Consider the following 22,431-nt stretch of genomic DNA (forward strand, 5'->3'; position numbering starts at 1 on the left):
GGCTGGCCGACCATGTGGTGCGTGGCTCGGTCGTGGTGCCGGGGACGGCGTTTGTGGAGCTGGCGGTTCGGGCCGGTGACCAGGCCGGTTGCGACCGTCTCGATGAGCTGACGCTGCATGCGCCGCTGGTGCTGCCCGAGCGTGGCGGTGTCCGGCTCCAGGTCACCGTCGGCGCCCCGGACGAGGCCGGACGGCGTTCCCTCACCGTCTCCTCCCGCCCGGAGGACGCCGCCCCCGACGCCTCATGGGTCCGCAACGCGAGCGGTGTGCTGGCCTCCGGCGCCCCGAGTCCGTCGTACGACCTGACCGAGTGGCCGCCGACCGCCGCCGAGGCGATCGGGACCGACGCGCTCTACGGCCGACTGGCCGAGGCGGGCGTGCAGCACGGCCCGCTGTTCCAGGGGCTGACGGCGGCCTGGCGGCGCGGTGACGAGCTGTTCGCCGAGGTCCGGCTGCCGGAGGACGCCAACCCCGGCGCCGAACGGTTTGCCGTACACCCGGCGCTGCTGGACGCCGCCCTGCACACCCTGTGCGCCAACGAGGATGCCCCGCAGCTGGCCGCGGACTGGCAGGGCGTCTCCCTGTACGCGGAGGGAGCGTCCGCCCTGCGCGTACGGATCGGGTCGGCCGGAGCCGACACCGTGAGCGTGGCGCTCGCCGACGCTGCGGGTGAGCCGGTCGCCACCATCGACGCACTGCGCTGCCGTCCGCTTCCCGAAGACCTCGGTGGCGACGCGGACGCACTGTGGCAGCACCTGTTCCGGCTGGAGTGGGTGGCCCCGCAGGCCGCCGAGGCCGGGCCGGATGCCGCCGCCCGCCGTGTCGTCCTCGGTGACGAGGACCCGTTCGGCCTGGTCGCGGGCGGCGTGGCCGCCACCTCCGTACCGGATCTGGCGGCGCTGGGCGCGTCCGTCGAGGCGGGCGCCACCACCGCGCCGGAGCTGGTGTTCGCCTGCTTCGCTCCCGTAGCGCAGGGTCCGGACGAGGACGTGGCCGGAGCCGCCCACCAGGAGGCGCAGCGCGCGCTGGCCCTCGTACAGGAGTGGCTGGCCGACGAGCGGTTCGGGGACGCGCGGCTCGTGGTGGTCACCCGGGGCGCGATGGCCGCCGGGTCGGAGGCCGACGTCACCGACCTGGTGCACGCCCCGCTGTGGGGTCTGGTGCGCTCCGCCGAGACCGAGAACCCGGGCCGTTTCGTCCTCGTGGACCTCGACGACGACTCCTCCGTCGCCCCGCTGTCCGATGCCCTGGCCGCCGGGGAGCCCGAGTTGGCCGTCCGGGCGGGCCGCGCCCTCGCGCCCCGTCTGGCCCGTGCCACGACGGAGGACCGTACGAACGGCGCCGCCCCGGCGTTCGACGCCGACGGCACCGTCCTCATCACCGGCGGCACTGGCGCCCTGGGCCGTCTGCTCGCCCGCCACCTGGTCGCCGAGCACGGCGTACGGCACCTGCTGCTCACCAGCAGGCGCGGCGCGGAGGCCGACGGCGCCGCCGAGCTGGCCGCCGAACTCCGCGAGCAGGGCGCCGAGATCACCCTCGCCGCCTGCGACGCCGCGGACCGGGACGCGCTGGCCGCGACCCTGGCCGCCATACCGGCCGAGCACCCGCTGACGGCCGTCGTGCACACCGCCGGTGTGCTGGACGACGGCACGGCGGCCGCCCTGACGCCCGAGCAGCTGGACCGCGTCCTGCGTCCCAAGGTCGACGCGGCCTGGAACCTGCACGAGCTGACACGTGGCCGCGCCCTCTCCGCGTTCGTCCTGTTCTCCGCCATCGCGGGCACCCTCGGCGGCGCGGGCCAGGCCAACTACGCCGCCGCCAACGTCTTCCTCGACGCGCTCGCCGCACACCGCCGCGCCACCGGTCTGCCCGCCACCTCGCTGGTGTGGGGCCTGTGGGCCGAATCCGGTGGCATCACCGGCGATCTGACCGAGACCGATCTGCTGCGGCTGGCCCGCAGCGGCATGGGCGCGCTGTCCGACGACGAGGGCATGGCGCTGTTCGACACCGCCTGCTCCACCAGCCGGACCACGCTGATCCCGGCCCGGCTCGACCTCGCGGCACTGCGTGGCGCCGCCGGTACGGGCCCGGTTCCGGCCCTGCTGCGCGGGCTGATCCGTACGACCGGTCGGCGCACCGCGGCGGGCGCGCTCGCCGCCTCCGGCTCGTCCCTGGCCCAGCGGCTGCGCGCGCTCTCGGCGAGCGAGCGCCGCCGTACGCTGCTGGACCTCGTCCGCACCCATGTGGCCACGGCCCTCGGCCACGCCTCCGCTGATGCCATCGAGGCGCGCCGGGCCTTCAAGGAGCTGGGCTTCGACTCGCTCACCGCCGTCGAACTGCGCAACCGGCTCTCCGGCGCCACCGGGCTCAAGCTGCCCACCACGATTGTCTTCGACTACCCGAACCCCGTCGTCCTCGCGGACCACCTGCGCACCGAACTCCTCGGCCCGGACGCCGACTTGGGTGACGAGGACGACCGGCAGCCGGACGCCGCCGTCACGGCCGCGCCCCTCGCCGACGACCCCATCGCCATCGTCGCCATGGGCTGCCGTTACCCCGGCGATGTGCGCTCGCCCGAGGACCTGTGGCAGCTCGTGGCCACGGACGCGGACGCCATCACCGGATTCCCCGTCAACCGCAACTGGGAGACCCAGTGGACGGACGAGGACGCCGACGCGGCGACCTCCGACTACGCCCGCAGCGGTGGCTTCCTGCATGACGCGGACCTCTTCGACGCCTCGTTCTTCGGCATCTCGCCGCGCGAGGCCCTGGCCATGGACCCGCAGCAGCGGCTGCTGCTGGAAACCTCCTGGGAGGTGTTCGAGCGCGCCGGTATCGACCCGGACGCCCTGCGCGGCAGTTCGGTCGGTGTGTTCGTCGGCGCGGCCTACAGCGGCTACGACGCGGGCCTCGAACAGGCCGGTGCGGAGGTCGCGGGCCATGTGATGACGGGCAACGCGGGCAGCGTCATGTCCGGCCGCATCGCCTACGCCCTCGGCCTCGAAGGCCCCGCGGTCACCGTCGACACCGCATGCTCGTCGTCGCTGGTCGCGCTGCACTGGGCCATCCAGGCGCTGCGGCAGGGCGAATGCACCATGGCCCTCGCGGGCGGTGTCACCGTGATGACGACGCCCGGCCACTTCACCGAGTTCGGCCGCCAGGGCGGCCTCGCCGCGGACGGCCGCTGCAAGGCGTTCGCCTCCGGTGCGGACGGTACGGGCTGGGGCGAGGGCGTCGGGATGCTGCTCGTGGAGCGGCTGTCGGACGCGCGCCGCAATGGCCACCAGGTGCTTGCGGTCGTACGCGGAAGCGCCGTCAACCAGGACGGTGCGTCGAACGGTCTGACGGCGCCGAACGGCCCGTCGCAGCAGCGCGTCATCCGCCAGGCGCTGACCGGTGCGGGGCTCTCGGCTGGCGACGTGGACGCCGTGGAGGCGCACGGTACGGGGACGACGCTGGGCGACCCGATCGAGGCGCAGGCGCTGCTCGCCACGTACGGCCAGAACCGCGAGGCGGACCTGCCCCTGTGGCTGGGCTCCGTCAAGTCCAACATCGGCCACGCCCAGGCGGCGGCCGGTGTCGCGGGCATCATCAAGATGGTCATGGCCATCCGCCACGGCATGCTGCCGCGAACGCTGCACGTGGACGCGCCGTCGCCGCACGTCGACTGGGCGGACGGCGCCGTGTCGCTGCTGACGGAGGCGCAGGAGTGGCCGGAGACGGGCCGTCCGCGCCGCGCGGGCGTGTCCTCGTTCGGCATCAGCGGCACCAACGCGCACACCATCATCGAGCAGGCGCCCGCACTCGTCGTGGATGAGACGCAGCCGGAGAACCGGCCGACCGGTGTGCTGCCGTACGCGCTGTCCGCGCAGGGCACCGACGCCCTGCGGGCCCAGGCCGAGCGGCTGTACGCCCACCTCACGGCGCACCCCGCCCTCGAACCGGCCGATGTCGCCCACACCCTGGCCACCGGCCGCGCCGTGCTGGACCAGCGCGCGGCGCTGGTCGCCGACGGCCGGGACGAACTGCTGCGCGGGCTCGACGCGCTGGCCCGGGGCGAGTCCGCTCCGGGGCTCATCGACGGCACGGCCGCCGAGGGCGATGTGGCGTTCCTGTTCACGGGCCAGGGCAGCCAGCGACTGGGGATGGGGCGTGAGCTGTACGCGGCCTACCCGGTGTTCGCGGAGGCGCTGGACGCGGTGTGCGATGCGCTGGACCCGCACCTCGAACAGCCGCTGAAGACGGTGCTGTTCGGGGACGATGCGGCGGTCTTGGACCAGACCCGCTTCACTCAGCCTGCGTTGTTCGCGGTCGAGGTGGCGCTGTTCCGACTGGTGGAGGCGTGGGGTCTGCGTGCGGACTTCCTGTCCGGGCACTCCATCGGCGAACTGGCCGCTGCCCACGTGGCCGGTGTGCTCTCCCTCACGGATGCGGCGAAGCTCGTGGCCGCGCGCGGCCGTCTGATGCAGGAGCTTCCGGCTGGTGGCGCGATGATCGCCATCCAGGCGTCCGAGGACGAGGTACTGCCGCTCCTCACCGAGCGCGTCAGCATCGCCGCTGTGAATGGCCCGACCTCGGTGGTCATCGCGGGTGACGAGGACGCGGCGCTGGAGATTGCCGCTGGCTTCGAGGCGCAGGGCCGTAAGACCAAGCGCCTCACCGTCAGCCACGCCTTCCACTCGCCGCGCATGGACGGGATGCTGGAGGCGTTCCGCGAGGTGGCGGAGGGGCTTTCGTACGAAGCCCCACGCATCCCGATCGTCTCCAACCTCACCGGGGACGTCGTCTCCGCCGAGGAGATCACCGACCCGGACTTCTGGGTGCGCCACGTCCGCGAGGCCGTCCGCTTCCTCGACGGTGTCCGCACGCTCGAAGCGCAGGGCGTCACCACCTTCGTCGAGCTGGGTCCGGACGGTGTCCTCACCGCCATGGCGCAGGAGAGCGCCACCGGTACCGGCGCGGCGTTCGTGGCCGCGCTGCGTGCGGGCCGTTCCGAGGCGGAGGCGCTGACCGCCGCCGTCGGCCGACTGCACGTCCGTGGGGTGACGCCGGACTGGGCCGCGTACTTCGCGGGGACCGGTGCGTCCCGCGTCGACCTGCCCACGTACGCCTTCCAGCACCGTCGTTACTGGCCCGAGGCGCCGGTGGCGGGTCTCGCCGCCGCCGGTGTCGACGGCTGGCGGTACCAGGTGTCGTGGAAGCCGCTCTCGCTGGGTTCCGCATCCCGTATGTCCGGCGTCTGGCTCGTCGTCACTCCTGCGGAAGACGCGGAGGCCGACGCGTGGACGGCCGGTGTCGTCCGTACGCTCACCGAGCGCGGCGCCGAGGTGCGGCAGCTCGCGCTGGTGGCCGAGGACCGCGCGCGCATCGCCGAGCAGCTGCGTACGGTGGCCGACGGCGTCGCCGTCGCCGGGGTGCTCTCGCTGCTGGGCGCCGGGGACGCCGACGCCCTGCTGTCCACGGCCGCGCTCGTGCAGGCCCTGGGCGACGCCGCGATCGACGCGCCGCTGTGGTGCGCGACGCGGGGCGCGGTGTCGACGGGACGTCAGGGCGAGGCCGTTGACCCGGCCCGGGCGCGGGTCTGGGGCCTGGGCCGGGTCGCGGCCCTGGAACTGCCCGACCGCTGGGGCGGTCTGGTCGACCTCCCCGAGACCCCGACCGTCCGGGTGCTGTCGCGGCTGGCCGCGGTACTGGCCGGGTCCGGTGGCGAGGACCAGATCGCCGTCCGCCCGTCCGGTGTCTTCGGCCGCCGGCTCGCGCACGCCACCGCACGGCCGGTGCCGCAGTCCGAGAGCTGGAGCGCTCGCGGCACGGTGCTGGTGACGGGCGGTACGGGCGCCCTGGGCGGCCAGGTGGCCCGCTGGCTGATCGACAACGGCGCCGAGCACGTGGTGCTCACCAGCCGCCGGGGCCTGGACGCGCCGGGCGCGGCCGACCTGCGCGACGAACTCGCCGCATCGGGCGCCCGGGTGACCGTCGCCGCGTGCGATGTGGCCGACCGGGAGGCCCTAACCGGGCTGCTGGCCGGACTGCCCGCCGAGCTGCCGCTGACGGCAGTGGTGCACGCGGCCGGTGTGCTGGACGACGGCGTACTGGAGTCGCTGACCCCAGAGCGCATCGCTTCCGTACTGCGCGCGAAGGCCGACGCCGCGCTCGCGCTGGACGAGCTGACGCGCGACCTGGACCTGTCCGCGTTCGTGCTGTTCTCCTCGACCAGCGGCACCGTGGGCGCCGCCGGTCAGGCCAACTACGCCGCCGCGAACGCCTTCCTGGACGCGCTCGCCGAGCGTAGGCGCGCCGAGGGCCTGGCCGCCACGTCCATCGCCTGGGGCCCGTGGGCCGCGGGTGGCATGGCCGCGGACGAGGCCCTGGAGCAGCGCATGCGCCGCGCCGGTATGCCACCGATGGACGCCGACCTGGCGCTCGGCGCACTGCGGCGCGCCCTCGACCTGGGCGACGCGGCCGTGACGGTCGCGGACGTCGACTGGGACCGGTTCGCCCCCGGCTTCACCGCTGGGCGGCCCAGCCCGCTGCTGGCCGACCTGCCGGAGGTCCGGCACGCGGTCGCGGCCCCCGGCGAGACGGTGGCCGTCGAGTCGGCGTCCGCGCTGGCCCAGCGGCTCCTTGCCCTGCCCGAGGCGGAGCGCCACCGGGCACTGCTGGACCTCGTACGGACCCATGTGGCGGACGTGCTCGGCCACGCAGACGTGTCCGACATCAGCGCCGAACGGGCCTTCCGCGACATCGGGTTCGACTCGCTCACCGCCGTCGAACTGCGCAACGGCCTCAACGCCGCCACCGATCTGCGGCTCCCCGCCACGCTCGTCTACGACTACCCGACGCCGATCGCCCTCGCCGACCACCTGTTCGCCGAGCTGCTCGGCGAACCGGCCACCGCCACCGCCACCGGCACCGGCGCTGCGCTGGTCGCGGGCGCGGCGGCCGACGACGACCCGATCGCGATCGTCGCGATGAGCTGCCGCTTCCCGGGCGGTGTCCACACCCCCGAGGCGCTGTGGCAGCTGCTCGAAGCCGGTACGGACGTGATCTCGGGCATGCCCACCGACCGCGGCTGGGACCTGGCCTCGCTCTACAACCCGGACCCGGACGTCGAGGGCACCTCGTACGCTCGCGAGGGCGGCTTCCTGCACGACGCCGCCGACTTCGACCCGGCCTTCTTCGGCATCTCGCCGCGCGAGGCCCTGGCCATGGACCCGCAGCAGCGATTGCTGCTGGAGACGTCGTGGGAGGCGTTCGAGCGGGCGGGCATCGACCCGGCCACGCTGCGCGGTTCCACCGCCGGTGTCTTCGTCGGCACCAACGGCCAGGACTATCTGTCGCTGCTGCTCAGCGACTCGCAGGGCCTCGAAGGCCACATGGGCACGGGCAACGCGGCGAGCGTCATCTCCGGCCGACTCGCCTACACCTTCGGCCTCGAAGGCCCGGCGGTCACCATCGACACGGCGTGCTCATCGTCGCTGGTCGCCCTCCACTCGGCGATCCAGGCGCTGCGCGGCGGGGAATGCTCGCTCGCGCTGGCCGGTGGTGTGACCGTGATGTCCACCCCCGGTGTGTTCGTGGACTTCAGCCGTCAGCGCGGGCTCGCCGAGGACGGCCGCATCAAGGCGTTCGCGGCCGGTGCGGACGGCACCGGCTGGGGTGAGGGCGTCGGCATGCTGCTCGTGGAGCGGCTGTCCGACGCCCGCCGCAACGGCCACCCGGTGCTCGCGCTCGTACGCGGCACGGCGGTCAACCAGGATGGTGCGTCGAACGGTCTGACGGCGCCGAACGGCCCGTCGCAGCAGCGGGTGATCCGCGCGGCCCTGGCCGGTGCGGGTCTGTCGGCCGCCGAGGTGGACGCGGTGGAGGCGCACGGTACGGGCACCCGGCTGGGCGACCCGATCGAGGCACAGGCGCTGCTCACCACGTACGGCCAGGACCGCGAGGCCGACCGGCCCTTGCTGCTGGGGTCGGTGAAGTCCAACCTCGGCCACACGCAGGCCGCGGCCGGTGTCGCCGGTGTGATGAAGATGGTGCTTGCCATGCGGCACGGGGTGCTGCCGCGGACCCTGCACGTGGACGAGCCGACGCCGCACGTCGACTGGTCCGCCGGTGAGCTGGAGCTGCTGACGGAGGCGCGGGAGTGGCCGCGGACCGACCACCCGCGTCGCGCGGGCGTGTCGTCCTTCGGCTTCAGCGGCACCAACGCCCACGCGGTTCTGGAAGAGGCCCCGGCCGTCCCCGCCCTTGAGCCCGCCGAGTCCGACGCCGCGACCGATCAGGACACGGTGCTCCCGGTCCTGCTCTCCGCCCGGACGCCGGAGGGGCTGCGCGCCCAGGCCGGGCAGCTGCACACCTACCTGACCGCACGGCCCGACGTACGGACCGCCGACCTCGGCCACGCGCTGGCCGTCGGCCGCTCGTCCTTCGAGGAGCGTGCGGCGCTGGTCGCCGACGACCGGACCGGTCTGCTGTCCGGCCTGGAAGCGCTCGCCGAGGGCCGTACGACGGCCGGACTCATCGAGGGTTCGGCGGCCGGTGGCCGGGTGGCGTTCCTGTTCACGGGCCAGGGGAGCCAGCGGCTGGGGATGGGGCGTGAGCTGTACAACGCCTATCCGGTGTTCGCGGAGGCGCTGGATGAGGTGTGCGATGCGCTGGACCCGCACCTCGAACGGCCGCTGAAGACGGTGCTGTTCGGGGATGACGCTGCGCTGCTGGACCAGACGGGCTTCACCCAGCCCGCGCTGTTCGCGGTTGAGGTGGCGCTGTTCCGGCTGGTGGAGGCGTGGGGTCTGCGGCCCGACTTCCTCTCCGGCCACTCGATCGGTGAGCTGGCCGCTGCCCATGTGGCGGGTGTGCTGTCGCTCGCGGACGCGGCGAAGTTGGTCGCGGCGCGTGGTCGTCTGATGCAGGAGCTTCCGGCCGGTGGCGCGATGGTGGCGGTGCAGGCGTCGGAGGACGAGGTGGCGCCGCTGCTCACCGAGCACGTGAGCATCGCCGCGGTGAATGGCCCGACGTCGGTGGTCATCGCGGGTGATGAGGACGCGGCTCTGGAGATCGCGGCGGGCTTCGAGGCGCAGGGTCGTAAGACCAAGCGGCTCACCGTGAGCCACGCGTTCCACTCGCCGCGTATGGACGGGATGCTGGAGGCGTTCCGCGAGGTGGCGCAGGGGCTGTCGTACGAGGCCCCCCGCATCCCGATTGTCTCGAACCTGACCGGTGCCGTGGTCTCCGCCGAGGAGATCACCAGCCCCGACTTCTGGGTGCGCCACGTCCGCGAGGCGGTCCGTTTCCTGGACGGCGTACGGACCCTCGAAGCGCAGGGCGTCACCGCCTACGTCGAGTTGGGCCCCGACGGTGTCCTTACCGCCATGGCGCAGGAGTGCGTCACCGCTGACGACAACGCCTTCGCGTCTGCCCTCCGCAAGGACCGCCCCGAGGCCGAGGCACTGACGACCGCCATCGCCCGTGCGTACGTCCGCGGCGTCGCGGTGGACTGGACGGCTTACTACGCCCACGCCAAGCCCACGAACATCGATCCGGCCGAGCTGCCGACGTACCCCTTCCAGCGCCAGCGCTACTGGCCGAAGGTGTCGTCGCTGTTCCTCGGCGATGTCGCGGCCCTGGGCCTGGGCGCGGCCGAGCATCCGCTGCTCGGCGCGAGCGCCGAACTCCCCAGTGCGGACGGCACGCTGTTCACCGGCCGCCTGGCGCTGTCGACGCACCCGTGGCTCGCCGACCACACGATCATGGACACCGTGCTGCTGCCGGGCACCGCGTTCGTGGAGCTGGCGATCCGCGCCGGTGACCAGGTCGGCTGTGACGTACTGGAGGAGCTGACCCTCGAAGCGCCGCTGGTCCTGCCCGAGGAGGGCGGCGTCCAGCTGCGGCTGTGGGTCGGCGCCGCCGACGACACGGCCCGCCGCCCGCTGGAACTGCACTCCCGCGCCGAGAGCCTGTCGGCCGAGGAGCCGTGGACCCGGCACGCGTCCGGTGTGCTGGCGTCCGGTGGCATGGCGGAGGCGTCGTTCGAGCTGAGCGCATGGCCTCCGGCGGACGCGGCCGAGGTGGAGGTCGGCGACCGTTACGCGGATCTGCGGGACGTCGGTTTCGCTTACGGACCCTCGTTCCAGGGGCTGCGCAGGGCGTGGCGGCGCGACGGCGAGGTGTTCGCCGAAGTGGCGCTGGACGAGGGAGCGGCCGAGGACGCCGCCGCGTTCGCCCTGCACCCGGCGCTGCTGGACTCCGCCCTGCACGCGCTCGGCCTCGCCGGTCTCGGCGGCACCGAGACCGAGGGGCGGCTGCCGTTCGCGTGGACCGGGATGTCGCTGTACGCGAGCGGCGCGTCCACCCTGCGCGTGCGGATGGCCGCGGTGGGCGGCGACGGCGTACGACTGGAGATCGCGGACACGAACGGCGCGCCGGTCGCGGCCGTGGAGTCGCTGGTGCTGCGCCCGGTGTCGGCCGAGCAGCTCCAGAGCGCGCGTACGGCGTACCACGAGTCGCTGTACCGCGTGGAGTGGACACCGTCCGCACCCGCGGACGTGACCGACGTCCGCTGGGCCGCGCTGGGCACGGACCCGTTCGGGCTGGGCGCGACGGCGTACGAGGACCTGGCGGCGCTGGGCGAGGCCGTCGATGCGGGAACGGCGCTGCCGGAGTACGTAGTGGTGGCATCTCCAGCCCGTCCGGCGTTTGAGGACACGCCCGAAGGGCGTCCTGGGCTGTACACAGACGGCGCGGCACTCCACACCCCGAACGGTGCGGCACCTGAAGGCCCGGGTGCGGCAAATCAAGCCCGTCCGGCGCTTGAGGACCGGGGCCTTGGGGCGGAGCCCCAAGTTTCGGGAAGGGGCGGGCTAGGGGAAACCCCCACTCAAGCCGCACACGACGCCACCACCCAAGCCCTCCACCTCCTCCAAACCTGGCTGGCAGACAACCGCTTCGCGAACTCCCGCCTCGTCCTCCTGACATCCGGCACCGTGGCCACCGAGCCCGGTGAGCCGGTGCCAGACCTGGCAGGCGCCGCCGTACGCGGCCTACTGCGCTCCGCACAGTCCGAGAACCCGGACAGGCTCATCCTCATCGACCTCGACGCCGACGAGGACTCGCGGGCCGCCCTGCCCGCCGCCCTCGCGAGCGGCGAGGCCGAGGTCGCGGTCCGGCAGGGCGTCGTCAAGACGCCACGGCTGGCCCGCACCGCATCCGCGGCGACCGACAATGCGGCCCCCGCCTGGAACCCGGACGGCACGGTGCTGGTCACCGGCGCGTCCGGTTCGCTGGGCGGCCTGTTCGCCCGCCACCTGGTGGCGGAACGCGGCGTACGCCACCTCCTCCTGGTCAGCCGCCGCGGCGACCAGGCCCCCGGCGCAGCCGAACTGACCGCCGACCTCACCAACCTGGGCGCCACCGTCCACTGGTCGGCCTGCGACGTGGCGGACCGTGACGCACTCGCCGCGACCCTCGCCACCGTCCCCGCCGAGCACCCGCTCACCGCCGTCGTACACACGGCCGGTGTGCTGGACGACGGCGTGATCGGCTCGCTGACACCGGAACGACTGACCAAGGTGCTGCGCCCGAAGGCGGACGCAGCCTGGAACCTGCACGAGCTGACCCAAGACCTCGACCTGTCCGCGTTCCTGCTCTTCTCCTCCGCCGCCGGTGTCTTCGGCGGTCCGGGCCAGGGCAACTACGCCGCCGCGAACGTCTTCCTGGACGCCCTCGCCCAGCACCGCGCCGCCCTGGGCCTGCCTGCCACATCCCTCGCCTGGGGTCTGTGGGCCGGTGGCGGCATGGGCGACACCCTGGACGAGGCCGAGATCACCCGGATGCGACGGGCCGGGGTGCCCCCGCTGCCGGTGGCGGAAGGACTGCGGCTCTTCGACGCCGCGCTGACCGTCGACGAGGCATCACTCGTACCCATGCGCCTGGACCTCGCGGCGCTGCGCAACCAGCCCGCGATCTCGCCCCTCCTCCGTGGCCTGGTGCGCGCCCCCGCGCGGCGCGCGGTGGACGCGGTCGCGGCCGGTGGCGACGCCGGGCTGGCGGGCCGACTCGCCGGGCTGAGCGTGGCGGAGCAGGAGCGGCTGCTGCTGGACCTCGTCCGGGCGCAGGTGGCGACCGTACTGGGCTACGGCGGCGCGGACACCATCGGTGCCGGGCGGGCCTTCAAGGATCTGGGCTTCGACTCGCTGACGGCCGTGGAGCTGCGTAACCAGCTCAACGCGGTCACCGGGCTGCGGCTGCCCGCCACCCTCATCTTCGACTACCCGGACCCCCAGGTGCTGGCCCGCCATCTGCGGACCGAGCTGGTGGGCGACGAACCGGCGGAGGTGCACACACCGGTGCCGATGGCGGCCACCGCCACCGCCGCCGACGACGACCCGATCGTCATCGTCGGCATGAGCTGCCGCTACCCGGGCGGGGTCACGACCCCCGAGGAGCTGTGGCAGCTCGTCACGGGTGCCACCGACGCCATCTCCCCGTTCCCCGCCGACCGCGGCTGGGACCTCGACGCGCTCTACAGCGACGACCCCGACCAGGTGGGCACCAGCTACACCCGCGAGGGTGGCTTCCTGCACGACGCGGCCGAGTTCGACCCGGACTTCTTCGGGATCAACCCGCGCGAGGCCATGGCGATGGACCCGCAGCAGCGGTTGCTGCTGGAGACGTCGTGGGAGGCGTTCGAGCGCGCGGGCATCGACCCGACCGCCGTACGCGGCAGCAGGACCGGCGTCTTCGCGGGCGTCATGTACCACGACTATCTGACGCGGCTGACCGCCGTCCCCGAGGGGCTCGAGGGCTATCTCGGCACGGGTGGCGCGGGCAGCATCGCGTCGGGCCGGGTCGCCTACACCTTCGGGCTCGAAGGCCCGGCGGTCACCATCGACACGGCGTGCTCGTCGTCGCTGGTGGCGCTGCACCTGGCCGCGCAGGCACTGCGCAACGGCGAATGCTCGCTCGCGCTGGCCGGTGGTGTCACCGTCATGGCCACCCCGGACACGTTCGTGGACTTCAGCCGTCAGCAGGGCCTGTCCACCGACGGCCGCTGCAAGTCGTTCGCCGCGTCGGCGGACGGCACGGGCTGGGCCGAGGGCGCGGGCATGCTCCTCGTGGAGCGGCAGTCGGACGCCCGGAAGAACGGCCACCAGGTGCTGGCGGTCGTACGCGGCAGCGCCGTCAACCAGGACGGTGCGTCGAACGGTCTGACGGCGCCCAACGGCCCGTCCCAGCAGCGCGTCATCCGCGAAGCGCTCACCAGCGCACGGCTCACCACCGCCGACGTCGACGTGGTGGAGGCGCACGGCACCGGTACGACCCTGGGTGACCCGATCGAGGCGCAGGCGCTGCTCGCCACGTACGGCCGGGAGCGGCCGGAGGGGCAGCCGCTGTGGCTGGGCTCCCTCAAGTCGAACATCGGCCACACCCAGGCCGCGGCCGGTGTCGCGGGCATCATCAAGATGATCATGGCGATGCGCCACGGTGTGCTGCCGCAGACGCTGCACGTGGACGAGCCCACCCCGCACGTGGACTGGGCATCGGGTGACCTCGAGCTGCTGACCGACGCCCGGCCCTGGCCGGAACTCGGCCGACCGCGCCGGGCGGCCGTGTCGTCCTTCGGCGTGAGCGGTACGAACGCGCACACCATCCTGGAGCAGCCCCCGGCCCCCGAGGAGACCCCCGCGACCGCTCCGGCGGCCGTTCTGCCGACGGTGCCGTGGGTGCTCTCCGGCAAGACCGAGGCCGCCCTGCGCGGCCAGGCCGAACGGCTCCTGGCCCACCTCGGCACCCACGCCGACCTGGACGCCACGGACGTGGGCCACGCGCTGGCCACCGGCCGGGCGGCCCTGGACCACCGTGCGGTGGCGGTCGGCGAGGACCGCGCCGCGCTGGTCGCGGGACTGGAGGCGCTGGCGCGGGGTGAGTCGGCTGCGGGGCTGGTCGAGGGCTCGGTGGGCGATGGCAAGGTGGCGTTCCTGTTCACGGGACAGGGCAGCCAGCGGCTCGGGATGGGGCGTGAGCTGTATGCGGCGTACCCGGTGTTCGCGGAGGCGCTGGACGCGGTGTGCGACGCGCTGGACCAGCACCTCGAAACGCCGCTGAAGACGGTGCTGTTCGGCGACGACGCCTCGGCGCTGGACCAGACCGGTTACACCCAGCCCGCGCTGTTCGCCATCGAGGTGGCGCTGTTCCGGCTGGTGGAGGCGTGGGGTCTGCGTGCGGACTTCCTCTCCGGCCACTCCATCGGCGAGCTGGCCGCTGCCCATGTGGCGGGCGTGCTCTCGCTGGCGGACGCGGCGAAGTTGGTCGCGGCGCGTGGTCGCCTGATGCAGGAGCTGCCTGCCGGTGGCGCGATGATCGCCGTCCAGGCGTCCGAGGACGAGGTGCTGCCTCTGCTCACCGAGCGCGTGAGCATCGCCGCCCTCAACGGGCCCACCTCCGTGGTCATCGCGGGTGACGAGGACGCCGCCGTACAGATCGCCGCGTCGTACGAGGCGCAGGGTCGTAAGACCAAGCGGCTCACCGTCAGCCACGCCTTCCACTCGCCGCGCATGGACGGGATGCTGGAGGCGTTCCGCCAGGTAGCGGAAGGGATTTCGTACGAAGCCCCCCGCATCCCGATCGTCTCCAACCTCACCGGGGACGTCGTCCCCGCCGAGGAGATCGCCAGCGCCGACTTCTGGGTGCGCCACGTCCGCGAGGCGGTCCGCTTCCTCGACGGCATCCGCACACTCGAAGCCCAGGGCGTCACCACCTACGTCGAGCTGGGCCCGGACGGTGTCCTCACCGCCATGGCGCAGGAGTGCATCACCGACACCGCCACCTTCGTCCCGGCGCTGCGCAAGGGCCGTGCCGAACCGGAGTCGCTGACCGGTGCTCTGGCCGCGCTGTACACCCGGGGCGTCGCCCTCGACTGGCGGGCCTTCTTTGCCGGTACGGGCGCCGCGCAGGTCGACCTGCCGACGTACGCCTTCCAGCGGCAGCGCTTCTGGGTGGAGAACCCGGAGGAGGTCCGCGAGGCGGTGGCGGCCATGGATTCCGTGGACGCCCGGTTCTGGGAGGCCGTGGAGCGCGAGGATCTGACCGCGCTCGCCGGGGCGCTCCAGTCCGAGGACGCGGACGAGCTGTCCTCGCTGAGCGCCGTCCTGCCGATGCTGTCCTCGTGGCGGCGTCGGCAGAGCGAGCGGTCGACCGTCGATGCCTGGCGCTACCAGGTGACCTGGAAGCCGGTGACCGCCCGTGGCGCGGGGACGTTGAGCGGCCGGTGGCTGGTCGTCGCGCCCGCCGACGGAACGCTCAACGGGACAGGCGACATCTGGGCCGAGGGGATCGTACGGACGCTGTCCGCACGCGGCGCCGTGGCGCAGCGGATCGAGCTGGCCGCCGACGACCGTGCGGGCATGGCCGAGGGGCTGCGCGAGGCGGTCGCGGAGGGCCCGGTGGCGGGTGTGTTCGCGCTGCCGTCCGTCGCCGCGGGCACCGATGGCCTGCTCCGTACGGCCGCCCTGACGCAGACGCTGGTCGACCTGGGCGTGGACGCGCCGCTGTGGGTCGCCACGCGCGGCGCGGTCTCCACCGGCCGGTCCGACGGTTCGGTGGACGCGTGGCAGGCACGGGTGTGGGGCCTGGGGCGGGTTGCCGCCCTGGAGCTTCCCGAGCAGTGGGGCGGGCTCGTCGATCTGCCGGAGACGGTGGACGACCGGGCGCTGTCCCGACTGGTGGGCGTGCTGGCCGGGGTTGACGGCGAGGACCAGGTGGCGGTGCGCGCTTCCGGTGTCTTCGGCCGTCGTCTGACCCGCGCCACCGCGTCCTCGCGTGGCCGCACCTGGCAGCCGGGTACGGGATCCGTCCTGGTGACCGGCGGTACGGGCGCGCTGGGCGGGCAGGTGGCCCGCTGGCTGGTGGCCCAGGGCGCCGCACACGTGGTGCTCACGAGCCGCCGCGGTCCCGACGCGCCCGGCGCGGCCGAGCTGCGGGACGAACTCACCGCCGCCGGGGCCAGGATCACGGTCGCGGCCTGCGACGCCGCCGACCGTGACGCGCTGGCCGCGCTGGTGGCCGGGCTGCCGTCCGAGCTGCCGCTGACGGCCGTCATCCACGCGGCCGGTGTGCTGGACGACGGCGTACTGGAGTCGCTGACGCCCGAGCGTTTCGCCACCGTGCTGCGCGCGAAGGCCGACGCCGCCGCCAATCTGCACGAGGTGACGCGGGACCTGGACCTCACGGCCTTCGTCCTCTTCTCCTCGTTCGGCGGTTCGTTCGGCGCCGCGGGCCAGGGCAACTACGCGGCCGCCAACGCGCCTACCTCGACGCGCTGGCCGAGTCGCGCTGGGCCGAGGGCCTGCCCGCCACGTCCATCGCCTGGGGCCCGTGGGCCGAGGGCGGCATGGCCGCGGACGACGCGCTGGAGCAGCGCATGCGCCGCGCCGGTGTGCCGCCGATGGCGGCGGACCTGGCCATCGCCGCGCTCCAGCGCGCCCTGGACCTGGACGAGACGACCGTGATGGTCGCGGACATCGACTGGGAGCGGCTGGCCCCCGGCTTCGCCGTGTCCCGGCCGAGCCCGCTGCTGCGGGATCTGCCCGAGGCGCGTACGGCGCTGGAGGCCGAGGCCGGGCAGTCGGCCGATACCACCGGTGGCGGCGAGACCTCGCTCGCGCAGCGGCTCGCGGCCGTTCCGGCGGCGGAGCGCGCGCGCGTGCTGCTGGACCTGGTGCGTTCCGCCGTGGCGGACGTACTCGGCCACGCCGATGCCGAAGCGGTGGAGGCGAGCCGGGCGTTCAGCGAGCTGGGCTTCGACTCGCTGACCGCCGTCGAGCTGCGCAACCGGCTGAACACCGTGACCGGGCTGCGGCTGCCGCCCACCCTGGTCTACGACTACCCGACGTCGACGGCGCTCGCCGACCACCTCCGTACGGAAGTCCTGGGCGAGGAGAGCGCGGCCGAAACCGCGACCACGTCCGTGGGCGTCGTGGTCGACGACGATCCGATCGCGATCGTGGGCATGAGCTGCCGTTTCCCGGGCGGGGTGGACTCGCCCGAGGAGCTGTGGCGGCTGCTGTCCTCCGGGCAGGACGCGGTGACGGACTTCCCGGCCGACCGCGGCTGGGACATCGAGTCGCTGTACGACCCGGAGCCGGGCGCCGAGAACACCACGTACGTCCGCGAGGGCGGATTCCTGGCGGACGCCGGGGACTTCGACGCGGCGTTCTTCGGGATCTCGCCGCGCGAGGCCATGGCGATGGATCCGCAGCAGCGGTTGCTGCTGGAAACCTCCTGGGAGGCGTTCGAGCGGGCGGGCATCGACCCGACGACGCTGCGCGGTCAGCAGGTCGGCGTGTTCGCCGGTACGAACGGCCAGGACTACATGTCCCTCGTCCTCCACTCGCAGGACGGCGGCGACGGCTTCATGGGCACGGGCAACGCGGCCAGTGTGATGTCCGGCCGCGTGTCGTACGCGCTGGGGCTCGAGGGCCCGGCGGTCACCGTCGACACGGCCTGCTCCTCATCGCTCGTCGCGCTGCACTGGGCGATTCAGGCGCTGCGGGCGGGGGAGTGCTCCCTCGCCCTGGCCGGTGGTGTGACGGTGATGTCGACGCCGGGTTCGTTCGTGGACTTCAGTCGTCAGCGTGGGCTGGCGGCGGACGGTCGGATCAAGGCGTTCGCGGCCGGTGCGGATGGCACCGGTTGGGGCGAGGGCGTGGGCATGCTCCTCGTGGAGCGGCTGTCGGACGCCCGCCGCAACGGGCACACCGTACTGGCGACCGTGCGCGGCAGCGCGATCAACCAGGACGGTGCGTCGAACGGCCTGACGGCGCCGAACGGCCCGTCGCAGCAGCGCGTCATCCGGCAGGCGCTGACCAGCGCCGGACTGTCGGCCGGCGACGTGGACGCCGTCGAGGCGCACGGCACCGGTACGACGCTGGGCGACCCGATCGAGGCGCAGGCGCTGCTGGCCACCTACGGTCAGGACCGGCCGGAGAACCTGCCCCTGCTGCTCGGCTCCATCAAGTCCAACATCGGCCACACGCAGGCCGCGGCCGGTGTGGCGGGCGTGATGAAGATGGTGCTGGCGTTGCAGCACGGCGTACTGCCGCAGACCCTGCACGTGGACGAGCCGACCCCGCACGTCGACTGGTCCGCCGGTGAGCTGGAGCTGCTGACGGAGACGCGCGAGTGGCCGGAGACGGGCCGTCCGCGCCGGGCCGCGGTGTCGGCGTTCGGCATCAGCGGTACGAACGCGCACACCGTGCTGGAGCAGGCCCCGGCCCCCGAGGAGACCCCCGCCGCCGGTCCGGCGGCCGTTCTGCCGACGGTGCCGTGGGTGCTGTCCGGCAAGTCCCGGGCCGCCGTACGCGGTCAGGCCGAACGGCTGCTGGCCCACCTCGGCGGCGACGAGGCACCCATCGATGTTGCGTACTCGCTGGCCACGACCCGCACCGCTATGGACCACCGGGCCGTGCTCACCGCGGACGGCGGGGGCGGGCTGCCGGCCGGTCTCGCGGCGCTGGCGCGCGGCGAGTCCGAGGTGCCGGGCCTGGTCGAGGGCTCGGTGGCCGGTGGCAAGGTGGCGTTCCTGTTCACGGGCCAGGGCAGCCAGCGGCTCGGCATGGGGCGCGAGCTGTACGCGACGTGCCCGGTGTTCGCGGACGCACTCGATGAGGTGTGCGCCCACCTGGACGCGCATCTGGAACGGCCGCTGCGGGACGTCCTGTTCGGGGACGACTCCGCCGCGCTGGACCAGACGGCGTTCACTCAGCCCGCCCTCTTCGCCATCGAGGTGGCGCTGTTCCGCCTGGTCGAGGCGTGGGGGCTGAAGGCGGACTTCCTGTCCGGGCACTCCATCGGTGAGTTGGCCGCCGCCCATGTGGCAGGTGTGCTGTCGCTCGCCGACGCGGCGAAGCTGGTCGCGGCGCGTGGCCGTCTGATGCAGGAACTCCCGGCCGGTGGCGCGATGATCGCGGTGCAGGCGTCCGAGGACGAGGTGCTGCCGCTGCTCACCGAGCGCGTGAGCATCGCCGCCCTCAACGGGCCCACGTCGGTGGTCGTCGCGGGTGACGAGGATGACGCCGTGCAGATCGCGGCGTTCTTCGAGGCGCAGGGTCGTAAGGCGAAGCGGCTCACCGTGAGCCACGCTTTCCATTCGCCGCGTATGGACGGGATGTTGGAGGCGTTCCGCGAGGTGGCGGAGGGGCTTTCGTACGAGGCCCCGAGCATCCCGATCGTGTCCAACCTGACCGGTGCCGTCGTCTCCGCCGAGGAGATCGCCACTGCCGACTTCTGGGTGCGTCACGTCCGCGAGGCGGTCCGCTTCCTCGACGGCGTACGCACCCTCGAAGCGCGAGGCGTCACCACGTACGTCGAGCTGGGCCCGGACGGTGTGCTCACCGCCATGGCCCAGGAGTGCATCACCGACACCGCCGCCTTCGTCCCGGCCCTCCGCAAGGACCGCCCCGAGGCCGAGGCGCTGACGAACGCCCTCGCGCGGCTGTACGTCCGTGGCCTGGCCCCGGACTGGGAGGCGTTCTTCGCCGGTACGGGCGCGCGGAAGGTCGGGCTGCCGACGTACGCGTTCCAGCGCAGCCGCTACTGGGTGGACGCGCTGCTCAACCTGGACGAGGTGGCCTCGGCCGGGCTCGGTTCGGCCGGTCACCCGCTGCTGGGTGCGGCGGTGGAGCTGCCCGACGCGGACGCGTACCTCTTCTCCGGGCGGCTCTCGCTCGCGTCGCACAGCTGGCTGGCGGACCACACGGTCGCCGATACGGCCGTGCTGCCCGGCTCCGCGTTCGTGGAGCTGGCAGTGCGCGCCGGGGACCATGTGGGCTGCGGGCTGCTGGAGGAGCTGGACCTTGAGGAGCCGCTGATCCTGCCGGAGCGCGGCGGGGTTCAGCTGCGCGTGTCGGTCGGCGAGCCCGACGGCGAGGGCCGTCGCCCGCTGGCGGTGTACTCGCGCCCGGAGGGTGCGGAGCAGGACCAGGTGTGGACGCGGCACGCCGGTGGCGTACTCGCATCGACCGAGGCCCCGGCTCCCGTTGCCGAGTTCGCCGTATGGCCGCCCGCCGGCGCCGAGCCGGTGGACACCGATGCGCTGTACGCCGGCATGGCACGCGTCGGGCTGCTGCACGGCCCGGCGTTCCAGAGCCTGCGCCACGTGTGGCGGCGCGGCGAGGAGCTGTACGCGGAGGTGCGCGTCGGCGAGGCGCAGCAGGCGGACGCCGCCCGCTTCGCGCTGCACCCGGCCCTGCTGGACGGTGCGCTCCAGCCGCTGGGGCTGGGCGGTGGCGGTGCCGTGGTGGCGGCCTCGTGGCGGGGGCTGAGCCTGTACGCGGTGGGCGCCGAGGCGCTGCGCGTACGGCTCGCGCCGACGGAGAGTGGCACGGTGTCGCTGGCGGCGGCCGATGAGACGGGTGCGCTCGTCGCGTCGGTGGACGCGCTGACCGCCGAGCCGCTCGACGCGGAGCGGATCGCCGGAGCGGCGGCGACGTCCGAGCGGCGGGACACGCTGTTCCGGGTCGACTGGGCCCCGCTGGCGGCGGCTTCGGAGAGCGCACCGACGCGCTTCGCCGTGGTCGGCGGCGACGACCTCAAGTTGAGCGTGGCCCTCGACGCGGCCGGGCACACCGCCACGGTCCACGACGACCTGACGGCGCTCGACATGGCGGTCGTGATGGACGGGACGGCGCCGGACACGGTGCTGATCCCCTTCCTGCCCGACGGCGGCGATGACCTCGTCGCGGATGCGCACGCGGCCACCCACCGGGCCCTGGGCCTGGTCCAGGAGTGGCTGAACGGCGGTCGTCCCGACGGCGCCCGGCTGGTGCTGGTCACGCGCGGCGCGGTCGCCGCGGCCGGGGACACCGAGGTCGCTGACCTGGTGAACGCGCCCGTATGGGGGCTACTGCGGTCCGCGCAGACGGAGAACCCGGGCCAGTTCGTCCTGCTCGACGTCGACGGCGAGGTGTCGTACCCGGCGATCGCGGCGGCGCTGGACTCGGGCGAGCCCGAGATCGCGCTGCGCGCGGGGGCGGCGTACGCACCGCGCCTGGCCTGGGTCGAGGCCCCGGCCGACGAGCCGGTACGGAACACCCTCGACCCCGAGGGCACCGTCCTGGTCACCGGTGCCACCGGCGGTCTGGGCAGGCTGGTGGCCCGCCATCTGGCCACCGCGCACGGCGCCCGCCATCTGCTGCTGACCAGCCGCAGCGGACCGGCCGCCGAGGGTATGGCCGAACTCGTCGCCGAACTGGCCACGTTGGGCGCCGAGGCCGCCGTCGTCGCGTGCGACGCGGCCGACCGGGAGGCGCTGGCCGGGCTGCTGGCCGGGATTCCGGCGGACCGTCCGCTGACGGCCGTGGTGCACACCGCGGGCGTCCTCGACGACGGTGTCATCGACATGCTGACGCCGGAGCGGGTCGACCGCGTCCTGCGGCCGAAGGTCGACGCGGCGGTCAACCTGCACCAGCTGACCCGCGATCTGGACCTGTCCGCGTTCGTGCTCTTCTCGGCCGCGGCCGGCACGATCGGCGGCGCGGGCCAGGGCGGTTACGCGGCGGCGAACGTGTTCCTCGACGCGCTCGCCGGACACCGCCGCGCCACCGGCCTGGCCGCGCAGTCCCTCGTGTGGGGCATGTGGGCCGAGGCGCGCGGCATGGGCGGCCGGATCGGCGAGGCCGACCTGAAGCGGGCGGCGCGCGGCGGTGTGCTGCCGCTGTCCGCCGAAGAGGGCCTCGCCCTGTTCGACGCGGCGCGCACGGTGACCGGTGAAGCGGTGCTCGTGCCCGTACGGCTGGACCTGGCGGCGCTGCGCGGCGCCGCCTCCGCCGGGGAGCTGCTGCCGCTCTACCGCGGCCTGGTGCGCACCCCGGCGCGGCGGGCCGCCGACGGCGGCGGCCCGGCCGTGCCCGAAAGCGCCGCTGAGACGGACACCCTGGCGCAGCAGCTGGCGCGGCAATCGGAGGCCCAGCAGGAGCGGACCGTTCTCGACCTGGTGCGCCGCCAGGTGGCCGCCGTCCTGGGCTACGCGTCGAAGGAGCAGGTGGGCGCCGAGCAGGCCTTCAAGGAGCTGGGCTTCGACTCGCTCACCGCGGTCGAACTGCGGAACCGGCTGAACACGGCCACCGGGCTGAAGCTGACGGCGACGCTGGTGTACGACTACCCGACGCCGGTGGCGCTCGCGCGGCAGCTGCGCCACGAGGTGGCGCCGGAGCCCGCGGACACCGGACTGTCCCTCACGGAGGAGCTGGAGCGGCTGGAGAACAGCCTGTCCTCGCTGCGCCGGGAGGACCTGGCGTGGTCGCGGCGACGAGCCGCGCATGCGAACATCACGGTGCGCTACGACGCTGCTGGCGAAGTGGCACGACGTGCGTCGCACCGCGGACGACGACGGGGCGGACGCCGAGGCGGACGCGTTCGAAGAGGTCAGCGATGACG

At 73.9% G+C, this 22,431-nt stretch carries 2 protein-coding genes; both read left to right on the top strand.

The window, feature by feature from the left end:
- The coding region (locus SSOG_RS46970) for a type I polyketide synthase (RefSeq protein WP_106516472.1) at positions 1–16,505 on the top strand (16,505 nt) is incomplete at its 5' end.
- Complete coding sequence (locus SSOG_RS56445) at positions 16,388–22,429, top strand: type I polyketide synthase (RefSeq protein WP_009717831.1); 6,042 nt, start codon at positions 16,388–16,390, stop codon at positions 22,427–22,429. The genes SSOG_RS46970 and SSOG_RS56445, both read left to right, overlap by 118 nt.
- Positions 22,430–22,431 lie beyond the last annotated feature (2 nt).

The organism is Streptomyces himastatinicus ATCC 53653 (assembly GCF_000158915.1).
Taxonomy (GTDB): Bacteria; Actinomycetota; Actinomycetes; order Streptomycetales; family Streptomycetaceae; genus Streptomyces; species Streptomyces himastatinicus.